18 protein-coding genes are annotated in these 18,513 nt (G+C 40.1%); 13 read left to right on the top strand and 5 right to left on the bottom strand.

Annotated elements, in window-relative coordinates:
* Nucleotides 1-11: 11 nt before the first annotated feature.
* Together BuS5_RS03995 and tnpC (BuS5_RS03990) are read left to right on the top strand one after the other, a co-directional pair.
* Entirely contained in the window at nt 12-884 is an 873-nt protein-coding gene (locus tag BuS5_RS03995) for a DUF4338 domain-containing protein (RefSeq protein WP_274427633.1), read from the top strand.
* Complete coding sequence (gene tnpC, locus BuS5_RS03990) at nt 881-2,440, top strand: IS66 family transposase (protein WP_274428007.1); 1,560 nt, start codon at nt 881-883, stop codon at nt 2,438-2,440. The genes BuS5_RS03995 and tnpC (BuS5_RS03990) overlap by 4 nt, the downstream gene beginning before the upstream one ends.
* Nucleotides 2,441-2,542: 102 nt before the next feature.
* Here the strand turns inward: tnpC (BuS5_RS03990) and tnpB (BuS5_RS03985) are convergent, their stop codons facing one another.
* Together tnpB (BuS5_RS03985) and BuS5_RS03980 are read right to left on the bottom strand one after the other, a co-directional pair.
* Complete coding sequence (gene tnpB / locus BuS5_RS03985; protein ID WP_274428006.1) at nt 2,543-2,878, bottom strand: IS66 family insertion sequence element accessory protein TnpB; 336 nt, start codon at nt 2,876-2,878, stop codon at nt 2,543-2,545.
* A complete protein-coding gene (locus tag BuS5_RS03980; protein WP_274427635.1) occupies nt 2,875-3,261 on the bottom strand; it encodes a hypothetical protein in 387 nt (128 codons plus the stop codon). The genes tnpB (BuS5_RS03985) and BuS5_RS03980 overlap by 4 nt, the downstream gene beginning before the upstream one ends.
* Before the next feature lie 100 nt (nt 3,262-3,361).
* Here BuS5_RS03980 and BuS5_RS03975 point away from each other — a divergent pair, with 100 nt between their 5' ends.
* From BuS5_RS03975 to BuS5_RS03945, 7 genes are all read left to right on the top strand, one after another.
* A complete protein-coding gene (locus BuS5_RS03975; RefSeq protein WP_027355176.1) occupies nt 3,362-4,099 on the top strand; it encodes a hypothetical protein in 738 nt (245 codons plus the stop codon).
* 1,269 nt (nt 4,100-5,368) lie between these two features.
* Complete coding sequence (locus BuS5_RS03970; protein ID WP_274428005.1) at nt 5,369-5,785, top strand: hypothetical protein; 417 nt, start codon at nt 5,369-5,371, stop codon at nt 5,783-5,785.
* Between the two features lie 45 nt (nt 5,786-5,830).
* Entirely contained in the window at nt 5,831-6,217 is a 387-nt protein-coding gene (locus BuS5_RS03965) for a hypothetical protein (RefSeq protein WP_274427635.1), read from the top strand.
* Nucleotides 6,214-6,576 (top strand): IS66 family insertion sequence element accessory protein TnpB, encoded by a 363-nt coding sequence (gene tnpB, locus BuS5_RS03960; protein WP_274427634.1) that lies wholly within the window; start codon nt 6,214-6,216, stop codon nt 6,574-6,576. Before BuS5_RS03965 ends, tnpB (BuS5_RS03960) begins: the two co-directional genes overlap by 4 nt.
* Before the next feature lie 53 nt (nt 6,577-6,629).
* Nucleotides 6,630-7,529: a DUF4338 domain-containing protein gene (locus tag BuS5_RS03955; RefSeq protein ID WP_274428004.1), complete on the top strand. Its 900-nt coding sequence runs from the start codon at nt 6,630-6,632 to the stop codon at nt 7,527-7,529.
* A gap of 45 nt (nt 7,530-7,574) precedes the next feature.
* A protein-coding gene (locus BuS5_RS03950) for an IS3 family transposase (RefSeq protein ID WP_245266731.1) occupies nt 7,575-8,694 on the top strand; the annotation gives its coding sequence in 2 pieces (ribosomal slippage) (nt 7,575-7,847 and nt 7,849-8,694; 1,119 coding nt in all).
* 234 nt (nt 8,695-8,928) lie between these two features.
* Nucleotides 8,929-9,126, top strand: coding sequence for a hypothetical protein (locus BuS5_RS03945; protein WP_274427654.1), 198 nt, complete (start codon nt 8,929-8,931; stop codon nt 9,124-9,126).
* A gap of 345 nt (nt 9,127-9,471) precedes the next feature.
* On the opposite strand, the gene BuS5_RS03940 is transcribed toward BuS5_RS03945, so the two are convergent.
* Nucleotides 9,472-10,833 (bottom strand): transposase, encoded by a 1,362-nt coding sequence (locus BuS5_RS03940; protein ID WP_274427698.1) that lies wholly within the window; start codon nt 10,831-10,833, stop codon nt 9,472-9,474.
* A 174-nt stretch (nt 10,834-11,007) separates the two neighbouring features.
* On the opposite strand from BuS5_RS03940, the gene tnpC (BuS5_RS03935) reads away from it, so the two are divergent.
* Together tnpC (BuS5_RS03935) and ltrA are read left to right on the top strand one after the other, a co-directional pair.
* Nucleotides 11,008-12,390 carry an IS66 family transposase gene (gene tnpC / locus BuS5_RS03935; RefSeq protein WP_274428003.1) on the top strand — a complete coding sequence of 461 codons (1,383 nt, stop codon included), beginning with the start codon at nt 11,008-11,010 and terminating at the stop codon, nt 12,388-12,390.
* Between the two features lie 111 nt (nt 12,391-12,501).
* Complete coding sequence (ltrA, locus tag BuS5_RS03930) at nt 12,502-13,545, top strand: group II intron reverse transcriptase/maturase (RefSeq protein ID WP_274428002.1); 1,044 nt, start codon at nt 12,502-12,504, stop codon at nt 13,543-13,545.
* Nucleotides 13,546-13,769: 224 nt separating this feature from the next.
* Here the strand turns inward: ltrA and BuS5_RS03925 are convergent, their stop codons facing one another.
* Both BuS5_RS03925 and BuS5_RS03920 read right to left on the bottom strand, forming a co-directional pair.
* Entirely contained in the window at nt 13,770-15,128 is a 1,359-nt protein-coding gene (locus BuS5_RS03925; RefSeq protein WP_027355082.1) for a formyltransferase family protein, read from the bottom strand.
* On the bottom strand, nt 15,115-16,230 hold the full coding sequence (locus tag BuS5_RS03920) for a hypothetical protein (protein ID WP_027355081.1): 1,116 nt from the start codon (nt 16,228-16,230) through the stop codon (nt 15,115-15,117). The genes BuS5_RS03925 and BuS5_RS03920 overlap by 14 nt, the downstream gene beginning before the upstream one ends.
* A gap of 424 nt (nt 16,231-16,654) precedes the next feature.
* Between BuS5_RS03920 and BuS5_RS03915 the strand changes: the two genes are divergently transcribed.
* Nucleotides 16,655-17,774, top strand: a protein-coding gene (locus BuS5_RS03915) for an IS3 family transposase (protein ID WP_198028380.1) whose coding sequence is annotated in 2 segments (ribosomal slippage) — nt 16,655-16,929 and nt 16,928-17,774 — 1,122 coding nt in all. Because the reading frame shifts where the segments join, the coding sequence is not laid out codon by codon here.
* A 234-nt stretch (nt 17,775-18,008) separates the two neighbouring features.
* Nucleotides 18,009-18,206, top strand: a complete 198-nt coding sequence (locus tag BuS5_RS03910; protein WP_274427654.1) for a hypothetical protein — start codon at nt 18,009-18,011, stop codon at nt 18,204-18,206.
* The last annotated feature ends 307 nt before the right edge of the window (nt 18,207-18,513 follow it).

Genomic DNA, 18,513 nt, shown 5'->3' with positions numbered 1-18,513 from the left:
ATTTGATGCCCATGTTTACGTATAGAGGCAGAGTCGTTACTGACAAAGATATTATTTTTATCAAGGAGCTTATTGCTCAAAATCCGGATGCCAGCCGCCGGGCGCTTTCCAGAAAACTGTGCATAGCCTGGAATTGGGTCCAGGCCAATGGGGCATTGCGTGATATGGTCTGTCGGGGTATGATGTTAGAACTGCACCGTGCAGGATTCATACGTCTGCCGGACAAAAAATGTAATCCCCATAATCCATTTGTAGAACGTAGAAAACCTAAAAAAATTCAGATCAATCAAACTTTACTGGAAACAAAATTAGCCAAAATACGGCCGCTTGAATTTTGCCAGGTACGCAGAAGCCCGCATGAAAAAATGTTCAACAGCCTGATCGAGTATTACCATTATCTGGGTTACTGCCATCCAGTGGGCGAACAGCTGAAATACATCGTTTATACTGATGGGCGGCCAATAGCATGTTTTGCCTGGTCTTCTGCAGCGAGGCATATAGGCTGCAGGGACAGGTTTATCGGCTGGGATGCGAAGACGCGTAAAAAAAATCTGCACCTTTTGGCGTATAATACACGATTTTTAATTCTACCATGGGTGCGCGTACCACATCTGGCCTCCCATCTTCTTGGTCACATGATAAAAATCTTGGCCCTGGATTGGCGTAAAATCTACAATCATCCCATCTGGTACCTTGAAACTTTTGTGGACAAAACCCGTTTTGCCGGTACCTGTTACAAGGCTGCGAACTGGAAGTATCTTGGAGACACCACCGGCAGGGGTAAAAATGATCAAACATTTAAACCGAACCGATCTATAAAGGCTGTTTGGGGATATCCATTAGCCAAAAATTTTCGCAGCCTTTTACGGGGGGACACACAGTGAAGACCCCGGAACGTATAGACCTGGACGTCAAGCAGTTAGATGCTCTTTTAAAGCGTGTTAAAGAACTGTTGCCACCTGAGGACTATGAACTCATCAAGGCTATGGCTGACACTATCTACCTTTTAAGTCAGTGTGTGGACAATAAAGCCGCCTCCATACGACGGCTGTTGCGCATGCTGTTTGGTGCAACTACCGAAAAAACTGGAAAAACAAAGGCTCACCCAAAAAAGAAGAATTCTGTTAAAGCTAAAAAAGGTCATGGCCGCAAACCTGCTAAAGATTATACCGGGGCAAAAAAAGTCAGAGTCTTCCATGATACTCTTAAACCTGGAGACAACTGCCCTGAATGTTTAAAGGGCAAGGTATATGAATTAAAGGAGCCGCAGCGAATCATACGCATCACCGGAAACGCTCCATTAAGTGGAACTGTCTATGAAATGCAGCGTTTACGCTGTAATCTCTGTGGAGCAATTTTCACCGCATCGACACCTGAAAATGTGGGTGAAGACAAATATGATGCAAAAGCCAAGGCCATGATTGCTCTTTTGAAATATGGTACCGGTATGCCATTTAACAGACTTAAAGATCTTCAGCAAAGTCTTGGCATACCATTGCCTGCATCGACACAGTTCGAGATTGTCGATCAAATGGCAATGGAACTTACTCCGATTTATCAGGAATTTATCCGTCAGGGCGCTCAGGGCGATATCATTCATAATGATGACACCACTATGAAGGTTTTGTCCCTGATGAAGGAAAACAAAGAAAATAACCCGGAACGTAAAGGTATATTTACCACGGGTATACTGTCAAAAACCGATGATCATAAAATTGCACTGTTTTTTACCGGCCGTCAGCATGCCGGAGAAAACTTGATGGATTTACTTAAGCGTCGTATTGGTCTGAGCCCACCCATTCAGATGTGTGATGCTCTGTCCAGAAATGTTCCCAAAGAATTCGAAACTCTGCTGGCAAATTGTCTTACACATGGACGAAGACAGTTTGTTGACGTACTGCAAAGCTTCCCGGAAGAGTGCAGTTATGTACTCGAAATCCTCGCAGAGGTATATAAAAATGATAAGATTACCAAAGAACAGAACATGGAAGCTGAAGAACGGCTGCGGTTTCATCAGGACAACAGCGGTCCGCTGATGAAAAAGCTCAACACCTGGTTTCACAAACAAATAGACCAACATTTGGTGGAGCCCAACAGCGGGCTGGGCCAGGCTATTGGCTACATGCTCAAACATTGGGAGGCGTTGACCCTTTTTCTCAGGGAACCAGGTGTACCTTTGGACAACAATATTTGCGAACAGGCTTTGAAAAAGGTCGTTCTGCATCGCAAGAATGCTCTGTTTTATAAAACTGAGCATGGTGCCATGGTAGGTGATCTGTTCATGAGTCTGATTCATACCTGTAATTTATCCGGTACCAATCCTTTTGATTACCTGACAGCACTGCTGGAACATGCCTCTGAGTTGTCAGAATCCCCAGACAAATGGATGCCGTGGAATTATAAATCCGCACTGATTGAACCGGACAATCCTGAAGCATAAAATCACTTTTTAATATTTCCATCCTGATTAATCAGCCGGGTGCCTGCAAAAAAACAGGCACCTAACTGCTGACTGCTTACCTACGCTAAATTTTTTTTTGCGCTATGCACGCTTGCCGAAAGGACACGGATTACCGTTCCAGATCAGAAGCTGCAGTTCATGAACGGCCAGAGGCCTGACCGCCTCACCGGATTTGTTTGGCCACCAGTTGAAACGTCCCTTAGACAGCCTTTTCTGACACATCCAGAATCCTTGGCCATCATACATAATGATCTTTATGGCAGTTGCCTTTTTATTACGAAAAATAAAAACATACCCTGAAAATGGATCGGAGCGCAGCACCTGCCGACAAACAGCATTTAGACCGTCGATACCTTTTCTGAAATCCACCGGGTCTATGGCCAGCAGGATACGCATTTGCGGAGTTATCTGAATCATGGCTGACTCCAAAACTGTTGGGTTATATTGATCAAGTCAGAACTGTCCGCAATTTGCATTGTCATCCTGGCACCGTTCTGATGTTGCATCTCGATAATGCCCTTGAAAGGCAAAGGGGCTTGGGCTACATCAAGTTCGATGAAAGATGCCGTCGGCACGGACGGATTTGGTGATATATTCTGGACGTAATGCTTTAGCTTGGTATGGTTGAGGCTCAAGGCTTTTGATATACGGTGCAGAGAATAGGCAGGGTATAACGAGGCAGCGGCTTCCCATAATGCTTCCGGAATGGCTTTACCTCTATCCCGGCTGTTACGCCATTGTTTAAATTTTTCCCGTACTTCATCCAGACTGTACTCGCCTGAAGGCTGCATAAGATTCATCGGTCATCCTCCTTATATAATATTACGTGATTTGAATGACCGATACTACCTTATTTGAATTTGTTTTTCATGCACGCTTGCCGAAAGGACACGAAAAATTGTGAGAGTCCAACTACTGATAGATGATTGTGAATTTGATTTAGATCAAAAATCCTTAGAAGCTATAATTAAGGCATTACCTGATACCGAGGAGAACTCAATCATTTTTGAAGAATTAGCTAAATCTCCATCTGCAAGAATAAGAAGAATAATTGCCAGTAAACATAACCTTGATGATGAAACATACTACAATCTCTTGATGGACAATTCAAAAAATGTATTTAATGAATTATTAGAAAATGAATATTTTTTGACATACATATCTCAGGAGAACCTCGAATCTTTGATTGACATTTCTGATGAAAAAACATTAACAAAATTGTCAAATAGTTTAACATTCATGACAGAAGCTGTTGCTAATCATTTGCCTACCGTAATTGAAATGGGGAATAGTCTTATTTTGTCTAAAATAGAGGATTTTGTAACACACGACCTGTTTATCTCCAATTTGAATTTATCTAAGTTGGATTATCTAATTCATTTCGGAGATCCTCAGATTTTATCACAAATTGCAAGAGATATTGACGAATTTGCCTATGAATTTGATATTTGTGAAATGGACTGGCTATGTGAAAATCTTCTCGAAATGGATTGTTTCCAAGCTGATTTGGTTTTAGCTGACAATGAATGGACCCCAGTTTCATTTTTGAAAATACTTTCAGAGCATCAAAATCCATCAATTTCAATTACTGCCAAAGAAACTCTTAGAAAAAGGAATGAATCGGAGAAAGATTCATAACAACAAACAATATTGAAGAAAGGCAGTCAAGAGTAATAGATAGGCCTTAAGGTTGTGAAAAGAAATCTAATAACTGTGGGTTTCTGATAATCGATCCTTAGAAAAATTTTGCAAAGACGTTCCACCCGACTCGGGGGCCTGACGAGGTTTTCAAAAGTTTCAGTTTTTAAAAGATTAACCCTTTTAGTAATCGTGTAGGGAACACACTCAGACGGCAGTCTGCTGCCTAAGTTCCTGACGTTGCTTCTATGCGGCTGATGCGACTCGCCGCCAGACGCCTGATAGTTTCGCTGCTCCGGCAAATTTTTGGGTGTGTTCGTAAGTAACGGGAACCACCAATAAGGAAGTGGACTTTTTTAAAGAGTAGGTGTGCGAAGCCCACTGTAAATAATGGAACTATGGGAAGTTTGGGAACTTGTACATTGCCTACAAAGGAAATAATGTCTTATTTTTGAGGCACGGTACTTATATTTACCAAGTAATTCCGACCAATCAGCCCCCCCCCCAGTGCTGCCAACCAAACGCTTCTCGTGCCAAGATAAATCCGAATCGTTGGGATAAGACACAAGGTCTTTGAAACTCGATATTGTTACCAAGTGGGTGCTCGGGAAACGGTTTGTTTCCTTCATCTCTGCAGGGCTTGCTCTGGCATTGATGTTAAGATAGTCCCACCTGACTAAAGACTAACCAGCAGGTCAGTAGCGAAGTCCACAGGTAAACCCGGTAACGGGAGTCTGGAGCTGGACGGAGCAAGATTGCAGGCTCTGTATTGAGCCCCGAAAAATGTATGGTTGTGGTCATTGTGATAATCCTGCTTGCAGGAAAAAGCCGACGCTTTGGAGACAGCGGAAGGCAGCAGTCCTGAATATGCTAAGGCAAGTATTCAGGACACCACCGGGGTCTTAGACCAGGGCATGTACTCAAAGGGGTAGCTCGGGAACTTGGGAGACCCGGATGTTTCCTTGGGTAAAAAGAACGGTAACAGGAAATCCAGCGCAAGCGAAATCCCGGCGTTGCATAGGAATGTCCCGCCTTGCAACGAGTCTGCCATTGGCAGAAACACAAACATTAAAAGATGGGCGATACAAGGTATCAGGGGAGGATAGCGAAGAGCGAACGAACCTGAGATAAACATTCGGAAGTCTTAGCAGATCATAGTACCGATGATTAAGAATTGAACTATCTTGATCGGAAAGGTGGGGAAGTGATGCCCAAGCGACCCACTGCAGGGAAGGTGAAGCAGGGTATAACGTTTTTTTGGCAGGAATTATGGGAGATACACAGATGTCACAAACCATATCAACAAAAAGCCGAGAAATTGCAAGAACGGTCGCTTGCAATTCCAGACCGATAGAATGGGGACAACCACCGGTGTTAACAGGTGGGTCATCCCTTATCAAAATCGAGCTGCTTGCTCAAAGTAATCCTGAACTGGTATTTACATCAGTAGTCCATCGGATAGACTTTGATTTACTGAAACAATCCTTTCGTAAAATTCGGAAAAGCAAATCTGCAGGAGTGGACAAGGTTACGGCAAAGGAGTATGCCGAAAATCTTGATCAAAACCTCTATAATCTGTATGAACGACTGCGGAGAGGACAGTACGTTGCGTCTCCTGTAAAGCGTATCTGGATAGACAGTGTCCTTTCGGCAAGCGTGCATGAAAAACAAATTCAAATAAGGTAGTATCGGTCATTCAAATCACGTAATATTATATAAGGAGGATGACCGATGAATCTTATGCAGCCTTCAGGCGAGTACAGTCTGGATGAAGTACGGGAAAAATTTAAACAATGGCGTAACAGCCGGGATAGAGGTAAAGCCATTCCGGAAGCATTATGGGAAGCCGCTGCCTCGTTATACCCTGCCTATTCTCTGCACCGTATATCAAAAGCCTTGAGCCTCAACCATACCAAGCTAAAGCATTACGTCCAGAATATATCACCAAATCCGTCCGTGCCGACGGCATCTTTCATCGAACTTGATGTAGCCCAAGCCCCTTTGCCTTTCAAGGGCATTATCGAGATGCAACATCAGAACGGTGCCAGGATGACAATGCAAATTGCGGACAGTTCTGACTTGATCAATATAACCCAACAGTTTTGGAGTCAGCCATGATTCAGATAACTCCGCAAATGCGTATCCTGCTGGCCATAGACCCGGTGGATTTCAGAAAAGGTATCGACGGTCTAAATGCTGTTTGTCGGCAGGTGCTGCGCTCCGATCCATTTTCAGGGTATGTTTTTATTTTTCGTAATAAAAAGGCAACTGCCATAAAGATCATTATGTATGATGGCCAAGGATTCTGGATGTGTCAGAAAAGGCTGTCTAAGGGACGTTTCAACTGGTGGCCAAACAAATCCGGTGAGGCGGTCAGGCCTCTGGCCGTTCATGAACTGCAGCTTCTGATCTGGAACGGTAATCCTGTAAAGGCTCATGTTGCACCATTGTGGCGGCCAATTCCTGTAAAAAAATAAAAAAAAATATTTAATGACTTACGTTCCAGTAAAAAATGTGATATTTGATGCCCATGTTTACGTATAGAGGCAGAGTCGTTACTGACAAAGATATTATTTTTATCAAGGAGCTTATTGCTCAAAATCCGGATGCCAGCCGCCGGGCGCTTTCCAGAAAACTGTGCATAGCCTGGAATTGGGTCCAGGCCAATGGGGCATTGCGTGATATGGTCTGTCGGGGTATGATGTTAGAACTGCACCGTGCAGGATTCATACGTCTGCCGGACAAAAAATGTAATCCCCATAATCCATTTGTAGAACGTAGAAAACCTAAAAAAATTCAGATCAATCAAACTTTACTGGAAACAAAATTAGCCAAAATACGGCCGCTTGAATTTTGCCAGGTACGCAGAAGCCCGCATGAAAAAATGTTCAACAGCCTGATCGAGTATTACCATTATCTGGGTTACTGCCATCCAGTGGGCGAACAGCTGAAATACATCGTTTATACTGATGGGCGGCCAATAGCATGTTTTGCCTGGTCTTCTGCAGCGAGGCATATAGGCTGCAGGGACAGGTTTATCGGCTGGGATGCGAAGACGCGTAAAAAAAATCTGCACCTTTTGGCGTATAATACACGATTTTTAATTCTACCATGGGTGCGCGTACCACATCTGGCCTCCCATCTTCTTGGTCACATGATAAAAATCTTGGCCCTGGATTGGCGTAAAATCTACAATCATCCCATCTGGTACCTTGAAACTTTTGTGGACAAAACCCGTTTTGCCGGTACCTGTTACAAGGCTGCGAACTGGAAGTATCTTGGAGACACCACCGGCAGGGGTAAAAATGATCAGACATTTAAACCGAACCGATCTATAAAGGCTGTTTGGGGATATCCATTAGCCAAAAATTTTCGCAGCCTTTTACGGGGGGACACTATAATACTCCCCAAAAACTGGACAGTTGTTTAAGGTGTAAAATGAGTATATCCTGATCAACAAAAAGGAGGCTCATCAATGGGTAAAATTCGAAAAAATTACAGTGCATCATTCAAAGCTAAAGTAGCGCTTGAAACGGTTAAAAAGGAAAAGACGATTTCTCAACTATCTAGTGAATATGGAGTTCATTCAAATCAAATAAATCAATGGCGAAAGCGTCTATTAGAAGAATTGCCCGATATATTTTCAAAAAAGCGTCAAAAAAAAGAAAAAGACGCTGAAGAATTCCAGGCGGAGCTTTACCAGCAAATCGGCCAATTAAAGGTCGAATTGGACTGGCTAAAAAAAAAATCTAACCTTCTCAATTGATATAAAGCGTCAATACATTGAGCCGAATCATTCTTTGATACCGGTAATGCGCCAGTGTGATCTTTTGGGAATAAACAGATCAACCTATTACTATCAATCCTGCAAAGATGAGAGCTATAACCTGGCTCTCATGCGATTGATAGACGAAGAATATACCCGATATCCGTTCTACGGTGTTGAAAAAATGACGGCCGTATTAAAGCGACAAGGGCACACTGTTAATCCTAAACGAATAAGACGTTTGATGCGGCTTATGGGACTTGAAGCTATATATCCAAAACCAAATTTGAGCAAAGCATCAAAAGAGCATAAAATTTATCCATACTTGCTGCGAGGCGTTTCCATTGAGCAAGTTGACCAGGTGTGGTCAACGGATATTACCTATATCCGTTTGAATTCAGGTTTTATCTATCTTGTAGCAGTGATAGACTGGTTTAGTCGGTATGTCCTGAGCTACGAATTTTCAACCACATTGGATAAGGATTTTTGTATAAAAGCCTTACAGGGTGCCTTAAAAATTGCAAAACCTAAGATTTTTAACACGGATCAAGGCAGTCAGTTTACCAGTGATGCCTTTACCGGCGTTTTAAAAAAAGCCGATGTGAAGATCAGCATGGACGGCCGGGGCCGTGCTCTGGATAACATTTTCGTAGAGCGCCTTTGGCGTACCGTGAAATATGAACGTGTTTATCTTCACAATTATGAGACCGTCAGGGAGGCTATTCAAAACATTGGAGAATATTTTGGCTTTTACAATAATGAACGACTCCATCAATCTTTGGATTACCAGACCCCGGCAGAGATATATTTTAAAACTTTTCCAGGGTAATTTCAGAACCACTTTGTATAATTAATTAGAATACCATTAAGTCGTATTGATATTATAAAAAATGTTTCCTGCTGCAAACAAGATAAAAGCGTACTATCCAACACATAATCAGTTGGTAGTAGAGTTTGTTTGAATATTGCATAACGCTAATCAAATATATAGCGTATTTTTAGGATGATTTTTTGAATAGCGTTGCACTTAATTCAACATACTATATGTTTTGGAGGTAAAAAAATGAGAGGAGGAAAACGTGCAGGGGCTGGTCGAAAAAAGAAACCAGACCATTTGAAACGAGAGCTTGTGACAATTAGATTACCACAGTGGATGATTTCACAGCTCAAGAGGAATGGTCAAATTGGTTATTTAATTGAGAGTCAATTGGCGAAAAAAGATTTTTTGAATTTGCCGGATGATTACGAAATTGATAGTTAAGATCGGACAAATTAAAGGAAGTAACAGGCAAGATTTATCAGCAATGGTGATCAATGTGAGGTTGTAAAAATAATATATTTTGGTGAATGCCCTATTCAACGTGCGGCATAAGTTATAAACATATTAATATTGAATTTTAACAGTATGTTAATGAGATACAAAAAAGTTATAAACATTTTATCAATAAGTTATGAACATTTTAGAATGGTATTATTATTTATTAAATCAATTAGTTAAGTTGTTTATGAACATTTTTATGATAAACAGAAACATATTTTTTTTATTTACTATCTCAAGTTTTCGAAAAATAGTTCCTGTAAAAATTGACATCTGGCATATTTTTTGCTATGCGGCCTTTTTCATAGGAGCAGCAACATCCCCATTAATAACAACTAACTCTTTGTATTTCTTACGATTGCGGTTCATGTTAGCCCTGCTGAATTCAACCAGTTTGTTAACGAAATCCTCATCGGATTGTACTCGCAAGACAAACGCTTCCAAATTTTCGTTTTGCGCTCGGCGAACTATTGAAGGAATCGTTAATGGTTCCTTTGGCAGTTTTCCAACAGTGCATTGCTTGTAATTCTCCAAATGGAGGAGGAAGTCAATCCAGGACACCAGGTACAACGCTAGTGTTGCGCCTTGTTCACTCCTGATAGTGGCTCCCTCCATATCGGACAACTGCTTTGCATTCTTGAAAAACTCCTCAATAACCCAGCGGTGGCTATAAACAGAAATGATTTTGGTGGCTTCCCAGGTGAGACAATTGGTGAGGAGATACTTGATGGTTTGAGTGGCAGGGTCGTGACTTTCAACTATTCGATGTTTGCCAGGTATGGCATTCAAGCGAACTGTTGAAGCCTTGGTTATGTAAAGTGCTTTTTCCTTTTGACCTGTTTCCGGGTCGGCAGGAAATCCACAACGAACAAAGGTTGTTATTTTTTCAAAATATTTTGCTAATCCAACAAGATCGTATTGATATTTTGCTAATCGTCCCTTTGGAGTTAACTTTGGTTCTTTGCATGATTCTCTTATCTTGAGATTAGCTTTTATCTCAAGCACATAGTCAAGATTAAGCCGATTAAGCTCCTTGATAAATGGCGATATTCCAAACCAGGAGTCGGCAAGAACAATACACTTTGGAAACCCTTTTAATATGGCCCACTCCATCATTTCTACTGCAAGATCATATTTGGTTATGCAGTCACACCGTTTACCGCGTTGCCAAGGCATAAGAGTACCGGTTCCCTTGTGATATACTCGAAAAGCAATGGGGAATTTGATAAGTGCCCCATCACTATAATAGAGGAAAACAATGCAAGTTGCTTTTAAATTGGTTCCAAGTGCATGATCGAACAATATGAAAACACCATGAATCCATTTACAAAATTTGGTATGATGTTTCATGGTATCATCTATGATGAAATAGCCATGAGAAATTTTGTATGTGTTGAGTGTCTGAAGCAAATAGAGCATTTGCAATTCATCTGTACAAATTTTTGCATTCGAAAAAAGATAGGAAAGTGTGCTCACTGCTTTCTCTTTCAGCAACATACAGCTAATTTCAGTAAGATGTAGACGTGACCCTAATATTAATGCTGTAGCAACCAAGGTAAAGTCATACATCTGGGCATTCGTCAGTGCGGGTTGAAGAAAAGAGAGACCACTTACAACAAAACCAAGCCGTTTGGCACATGGAATTTTCATTTGTTCTCCTTGATGTATATGTGAGAAAAAAAATGAACCAAACTATTTTGACACGTTTTGTTAATTTTGTCTACTATTATTTTTCGAAAACTTGAGTACTATTATTTTTTTAATTTTCAGGATTATTTATAGCTCAAAAGCGCACCTTAAAAAACCTTGTTTTTTGTCTTGACAATGGGGAGTACCTTAACTACCGAAAAAACTGGAAAAACAAAGGCTCACCCAAAAAAGAAGAATTCTGTTAAAGCTAAAAAAGGTCATGGCCGCAAACCTGCTAAAAATTATACCGGGGCAAAAAAAGTCAGAGTCTTCCATGATACTCTTAAACCTGGAGACAACTGCCCTGAATGTTTAAAGGGCAAGGTATATGAATTAAAGGAGCCGCAGCGAATCATACGCATCACCGGAAACGCTCCATTAAGTGGAACTGTCTATGAAATGCAGCGTTTACGCTGTAATCTCTGTGGAGCAATTTTCACCGCATCGACACCTGAAAATGTGGGTGAAGACAAATATGATGCAAAAGCCAAGGCCATGATTGCTCTTTTGAAATATGGTACCGGTATGCCATTTAACAGACTTAAAGATCTTCAGCAAAGTCTTGGCATACCATTGCCTGCATCGACACAGTTCGAGATTGTCGATCAAATGGCAATGGAACTTACTCCGATTTATCAGGAATTTATCCGTCAGGGCGCTCAGGGCGATATCATTCATAATGATGACACCACTATGAAGGTTTTGTCCCTGATGAAGGAAAACAAAGAAAATAACCCGGAACGTAAAGGTATATTTACCACGGGTATACTGTCAAAAACCGATGATCATAAAATTGCACTGTTTTTTACCGGCCGTCAGCATGCCGGAGAAAACTTGATGGATTTACTTAAGCGTCGTATTGGTCTGAGCCCACCCATTCAGATGTGTGATGCTCTGTCCAGAAATGTTCCCAAAGAATTCGAAACTCTGCTGGCAAATTGTCTTACACATGGACGAAGACAGTTTGTTGACGTACTGCAAAGCTTCCCGGAAGAGTGCAGTTATGTACTCGAAATCCTCGCAGAGGTATATAAAAATGATAAGATTACCAAAGAACAGAACATGGAAGCTGAAGAACGGCTACGGTTTCATCAGGACAACAGCGGTCCGCTGATGAAAAAGCTCAACACCTGGTTTCACAAACAAATAGACCAACATTTGGTGGAGCCCAACAGCGGGCTGGGCCAGGCTATTGGCTACATGCTCAAACATTGGGAGGCGTTGACCCTTTTTCTCAGGGAACCAGGTGTACCTTTGGACAACAATATTTGCGAACAGGCTTTGAAAAAGGTCGTTCTGCATCGCAAGAATGCTCTGTTTTATAAAACTGAGCATGGTGCCATGGTAGGTGATCTGTTCATGAGTCTGATTCATACCTGTAATTTATCCGGTACCAATCCTTTTGATTACCTGACAGCACTGCTGGAACATGCCTCTGAGTTGTCAGAATCCCCAGATAAATGGATGCCGTGGAATTATAAATCCGCACTGATTGAACCGGACAATCCTGAAGCATAAAATCACTTTTTAATATTTCCATCCTGATTGATCAGCCGGGTGCCTGCAAAAAACAGGCACCTAACCGCTGACTGCTTACCTACGCCAAATTTTTTTTTGCGCTATGCACGCTTGCCGAAAGGACACCCTGTAAAGCGTATCTGGATAGACAAGGAAGGAGGGAAAAAGCGTCCAATTGGCATACCTGTACTTGAGGATAAAATTGTCCAGAAAGCAGCAGCAGCCATATTGAATGTCATATTTGACAGGAATTTTTACAATTTTTCCCATGCATTCAGAAAAGGTCGGAGCCAACACATGGCAATCAAAGATTTACGTGAGCAATGCTTGAAGCAGAATATCAGCTGGATAGTAAGCGCAGATATTACAGGACTATTTGACAATATTAATCACGAGTTACTTAAAGACATGATACGTCGGAGAGTAAGTGACGGCGGAATGATTCGCCTGATAGGGAAGTGGTTGAATGCAGGCGTAATGGAGGAAGGCAACCTGACGTACTCTGAAACGGGCACTCCACAGGGAGGAGTAATTTCCCCTGTGCTCAGTAATATCTTTCTTCATTATGTTTTAGATGACTGGTACGTGAAAGAAGTGATCCCCCGGATGAAAGGGAGATGCTCCATCATACGCTGGGCGGATGATTTCATCCTCGGGTTCGAGTATGAAAAAGACGCATTGCGTGTCATGGATGTATTACCCAGGCGGTTCGAACAGTTCGAGCTGTCACTTCACCCGGAAAAGACAAAACTGATTCGATTTTCCAAACGCATTAGCGGAAAGGGAAACGGGACGTTTGATTTTTTAGGGTTTACATTTTACTGGTCAAAATCATTAAAAGGGTACATGGTAATAAAGAAAAAGACGGCAAGAAAGCGTTCAAGCCGTTTTATGAAGAGAATATGGATATGGTGCAAGGATAACCGTCATAAGCCAATGGCCGAGCAGTATGAGATTCTTTGCAGTAAACTGCGAGGTTTTTACCAGTACTTTGGAGTAATAAGTAACTACAAAGTGCTGGAAGTTGTGTTTGAATATACTGAGAAAGCATGGCGTCGATGGTTAAGCCGAAGAAGTCACAAGGGCGAAGTAATGTTCGAGGACTTGCGCACAACATACCCACTGCCATTACCCAGAATAGTCCATAATATTTGATGCCGTAAGGGCTGCAAAGTTATACGCCAAACGGGGTGTCGCCTGTTTGGTTGATAATCCGGTAAAAAGGATTTGAACCGAGGAACCGTATGAGGGAAATCTTCACGTACGGGTCTGTAGGGGGGGCGTCGGGTAACCGATGCTCCTACCTGGAATAATTGCTTAAAGCAGCAACACTTTTACGCTCTGTAAGATTTGATACTAGCTTGTTAAAAACATCTATCTCATTCATTTACATCTCCGATATGCTCAAGGCAACTAACGACACGGCTCAGGGGCGGCAAACAAGCGAAGCAACCAACCTGAAAAAAACGCCAGACTTCATGCGGGGCACTGGCCTGGAAAAACCGTAGCGCTGTTTGCCGTCCCTTGCAGCCGATTGTTGGAAGGCGGTATTTGATTAAACAATTTTTTTTCAACACGTTATTTTCTATAAATTTTTTCAAAAGAGGATGCATTGAATAAAACATCAACCCTTTCTCCGGTCTGTTTTGAGCTATTGGTCCTTTATTCCTAGATAGAATCTCAATTGCATCAATTGCTCGGAATTCCATTTCACGCCGAATATGATTGCGAATTTGGCTTATTTTTGAATATTTATTTTTGACATTATCATACCTGTAAAAACTTACAATATCGCCACTGTCTACACCTTCTTCTACAATATGCGCCGTGGCAACAACTGGGATACCAAAGAGTAATGAGTATTCAATCGTTGAACGGCCGCGAATGTATGGAAGGATTGCCCAGTGGTCATTTATAATTCCGATCTTAAACTGTTCTATTATGTTCTTTTTTATAATAAAACCTAGTTTGTGAAACCCTATATCTAGTTTATCTTTTTTTAATTGCTCACCTATTCGGGGATCCTTGTAGCTAAAATCAAGCTGTAAGAATCTGAAATTTATTCTTTTAGACAAACAAAGAAGCCGGAATAAAAACCTGTTCTTCAATAGGAAATTTATTTTTCTGTTTGTATGGTATGGAATAAAGTAGCATCGGACATCAAATCCGTTGGATATTAAATGATCTCGAATTTTCTTAAAAAATGTTGGGCTCCCCAATAATCCCACTCGTAGCGATGTATCAACCTTTTTATTTCTAGACAACTCTATATTATTCTTAATCTTATGCATGAAGCTTTCAATTTCTTGATTATCGCAAAGCGGAAATGGATGGTGATTACTTTCTGTAAGATTATCAAAGAAAGTTTTTACCATCAACAACCAATACTTTTTGTTATTGTCTGTTTTTTTATAGAAATGAAGGAACTCATTAAAGTAACGAACATCCTTTGAGTTTAAATATCCAATTGATAAAAAAATCAAAATCCTCTCTCGCTGCAACTCTGAAAAATTTTTGTTCCTTTTGAAGTGAAGGTTGAAAAGCAATTTATCAAACTTCCTGAAATCTTTTTTGAATAAGTATTTAATCTCATCCCAATGTATTTGTTTCTTGTCAAGAATATCTGAAAATTTAGGGATATACTTATTACACACCTCACTAGTGACATCAGCAAGCATCCAATTCAACTCCTCTGTCTCTGCTTCAAAACCTAAAAGTTGATTTTTAGCAATTACCATTTTTGGACCTCGCAAAATGCGGGTTTTTTAGAAGTTCTTGACTGAAACTGGAAAAACAACCAAATTCTGCCTTTGGTTCATACTTTTCTGCTATGTAAGCAATGAATTTCTCTACATCTCTATAATGGTTGTGATACTGCTTTGTGTGACTTTCTATAACAATTGGTATTCTCTCAATATCATATTGTTCGAGTTTATTGATAACGGCATCAAATGATGATTTTAAGTATGAATAGGGCTGGTTCCCAATCTTTAGGTGAGTACAATAGGGGCGTGTTCCTATAGTAAATAGCTTTTTATCTTTTAAGGGATTGAGAGTCTTAATATTGCGAGGTATAGGGTGAGTATAGTAATAAGACAAATTGTTTTTGTAACGAAATTTAGTAACCACCTGATTTAAAATGTACTTTGAGAAAGTTATCAAATCGGGAGCATAAGGTTGTAAAGGGATTACTACCAAATTCCTTACATTTTCAGCTACTCTGGTAATGTCATCTGCGTCTGGATAATAAGGGAGTTGCTTCTCTTCTAAGTCTGTATAGTCAATGCCTTGAGTCAACACCTTCAATCCATCCCTTACACCCAGGATAATGTGAATACCAATTTTTTCAAATTCAGCTTGTAGGTTTGCTGAAGGCTGAAGACCCCATGCCCCAGCCTTAAACGCACAAACTTTGTATTCGGGAAACTCTTTGCATAATAATGAGGTTAAATACTCTACTGAGTCTACGATTAACTTGTGCTGTATGGCTGGATCATAACGCCCGATATTCCAATTGTCGTTTAAACAGAAATATCCACTTTCATAGGTTGCATTGATCCATTGCGGATGAAGATGGAGTTGTACATCATGGCCTCTTTCCTTCAATAGAAGAACTGTTTCATCCCATAGGGTACTCTGGACTCGAATTTCTGGAATTTCCGAATTTGCCTTGAAGGCTAATTGTTGAGCGACATCAACCATGAATGTTATTTTTGCATTATATTTATCAGCAATGTTCATTAGAGCTAATGCTGGCAAATATTGTAAATCAGCAACATTACCTAGTCCATTTCCCATTATTTCAAAATCGTCTTCAATGAGTATAAGGAATTGTTTCATTTATTATCTCCGATATTTCAGTTATAGCCTTCCAACGTCGCAAATCACCGGCGGCAAAAAACAGAGCGAGGAACGAGCGGCGCTTTTTGCCGTCCGAGTGCATTTGCCTTGTTAGGTTTCATGTGCTTGTAACGATAACTCACAGTAGATAACCATACTGGATGAATTTTGTCTGTTTAGAAGTTGTAAAATGAAAAATGGAAGCATTGTAATATCGTTAATTATATAACGAAAATATGATGGAAAGTATGTTTTATATTTTACAATCCTTACACCTGAGGATGATAAAATGGTTTGTTCTTTTTTACTTAATTCTTTTTTCCAAGATTCATTCTTATTGAGGAGTATAATACTCCCCAAAAACTGGACAGTTGTTTAAGGTGTAAAATGAGTATATCCTGATCAACAAAAAGGAGGCTCATTAATGGGTAAAATTCGAAAAAATTACAGTGCATCATTCAAAGCTAAAGTAGCGCTTGAAACGGTTAAAAAGGAAAAGACGATTTCTCAACTATCTAGTGAATATGGAGTTCATTCAAATCAAATAAATCAATGGCGAAAGCGTCTATTAGAAGAATTGCCCGATATATTTTCAAAAAAGCGTCAAAAAAAAGAAAAAGACGCTGAAGAATTCCAGGCGGAGCTTTACCAACAAATCGGCCAATTAAAGGTCGAATTGGACTGGCTAAAAAAAAAATCTAACCTTCTCAATTGATATAAAGCGTCAATACATTGAGCCGAATCATTCTTTGATACCGGTAATGCGCCAGTGTGATCTTTTGGGAATAAACAGATCAACCTATTACTATCAATCCTGCAAAGATGAGAGCTATAACCTGGCTCTCATGCGATTGATAGACGAAGAATATACCCGATATCCGTTCTACGGTGTTGAAAAAATGACGGCCGTATTAAAGCGACAAGGGCACACTGTTAATCCTAAACGAATAAGACGTTTGATGCGGCTTATGGGACTTGAAGCTATATATCCAAAACCAAATTTGAGCAAAGCATCAAAAGAGCATAAAATTTATCCATACTTGCTGCGAGGCGTTTCCATTGAGCAAGTTGACCAGGTGTGGTCAACGGATATTACCTATATCCGTTTGAATTCAGGTTTTATCTATCTTGTAGCAGTGATAGACTGGTTTAGTCGGTATGTCCTGAGCTACGAATTTTCAACCACATTGGATAAGGATTTTTGTATAAAAGCCTTACAGGGTGCCTTAAAAATTGCAAAACCTAAGATTTTTAACACGGATCAAGGCAGTCAGTTTACCAGTGATGCCTTTACCGGCGTTTTAAAAAAAGCCGATGTGAAGATCAGCATGGACGGCCGGGGCCGTGCTCTGGATAACATTTTCGTAGAGCGCCTTTGGCGTACCGTGAAATATGAACGTGTTTATCTTCACAATTATGAGACCGTCAGGGAGGCTATTCAAAACATTGGAGAATATTTTGGCTTTTACAATAATGAACGACTCCATCAATCTTTGGATTACCAGACCCCGGCAGAGATATATTTTAAAACTTTTCCAGGGTAATTTCAGAACCACTTTGTATAATTAATTAGAATACCATTAAGTCGTATTGATATTATAAAAAATGTTTCCTGCTGCAAACAAGATAAAAGCGTACTATCCAACACATAATCAGTTGGTAGTAGAGTTTGTTTGAATATTGCATAACGCTAATCAAATATATAGCGTATTTTTAGGATGATTTTTTGAATAGCGTTGCACTTAATTCAACATACTATATGTTTTGGAGGTAAAAAAATGAGAGGAGGAAAACGTGCAGGGGCTGGTCGAAAAAAGAAACCAGACCATTTGAAACGAGAGCTTGTGACAATTAGATTACCACAGTGGATGATTTCACAGCTCAAGAGGAATGGTCAAATTGGTTATTTAATTGAGAGTCAATTGGCGAAAAAAGATTTTTTGAATTTGCCGGATGATTACGAAATTGATAGTTAAGATCGGACAAATTAAAGGAAGTAACAGGCAAGATTTATCAGCAATGGTGATCAATGTGAGGTTGTAAAAATAATATATTTTGGTGAATGCCCTATTCAACGTGCGGCATAAGTTATAAACATATTAATATTGAATTTTAACAGTATGTTAATGAGATACAAAAAAGTTATAAACATTTTATCAATAAGTTATGAACATTTTAGAATGGTATTATTATTTATTAAATCAATTAGTTAAGTTGTTTATGAACATTTTTATGATAAACAGAAACATATTTTTTTTATTTACTATTATTTTTTTAATTTTC

The organism is Desulfosarcina sp. BuS5, from assembly GCF_028752835.1.
Lineage (GTDB): Bacteria > Desulfobacterota > Desulfobacteria > Desulfobacterales > BuS5 > BuS5.
Note: the sequence above shows the minus strand (reverse complement) of the source record. Positions and strands in the feature narration are given on the sequence as shown.

Excerpts from the sequence above, each read along its gene's own strand:
- BuS5_RS03945 (WP_274427654.1), top strand. The coding sequence starts at position 8,929 with ATGAGAGGAGGAAAACGTGCAGGGGCTGGTCGAAAAAAGAAACCAGAC.
- BuS5_RS03970 (WP_274428005.1), top strand. The coding sequence starts at position 5,369 with ATGGGAGATACACAGATGTCACAAACCATATCAACAAAAAGCCGAGAA.
- BuS5_RS03965 (WP_274427635.1), top strand. The coding sequence starts at position 5,831 with ATGAATCTTATGCAGCCTTCAGGCGAGTACAGTCTGGATGAAGTACGG.
- BuS5_RS03925 (WP_027355082.1), bottom strand. The coding sequence starts at position 15,128 with ATGGTAATTGCTAAAAATCAACTTTTAGGTTTTGAAGCAGAGACAGAG.
- tnpB (WP_274427634.1), top strand. The coding sequence starts at position 6,214 with ATGATTCAGATAACTCCGCAAATGCGTATCCTGCTGGCCATAGACCCG.
- BuS5_RS03955 (WP_274428004.1), top strand. The coding sequence starts at position 6,630 with ATGTTTACGTATAGAGGCAGAGTCGTTACTGACAAAGATATTATTTTT.
- BuS5_RS03920 (WP_027355081.1), bottom strand. The coding sequence starts at position 16,230 with ATGAAACAATTCCTTATACTCATTGAAGACGATTTTGAAATAATGGGA.
- tnpC (WP_274428003.1), top strand. The coding sequence starts at position 11,008 with ATGGGGAGTACCTTAACTACCGAAAAAACTGGAAAAACAAAGGCTCAC.
- BuS5_RS03995 (WP_274427633.1), top strand. The coding sequence starts at position 12 with ATGTTTACGTATAGAGGCAGAGTCGTTACTGACAAAGATATTATTTTT.
- BuS5_RS03980 (WP_274427635.1), bottom strand. The coding sequence starts at position 3,261 with ATGAATCTTATGCAGCCTTCAGGCGAGTACAGTCTGGATGAAGTACGG.
- BuS5_RS03940 (WP_274427698.1), bottom strand. The coding sequence starts at position 10,833 with ATGAAAATTCCATGTGCCAAACGGCTTGGTTTTGTTGTAAGTGGTCTC.
- tnpB (WP_274428006.1), bottom strand. The coding sequence starts at position 2,878 with ATGATTCAGATAACTCCGCAAATGCGTATCCTGCTGGCCATAGACCCG.
- BuS5_RS03910 (WP_274427654.1), top strand. The coding sequence starts at position 18,009 with ATGAGAGGAGGAAAACGTGCAGGGGCTGGTCGAAAAAAGAAACCAGAC.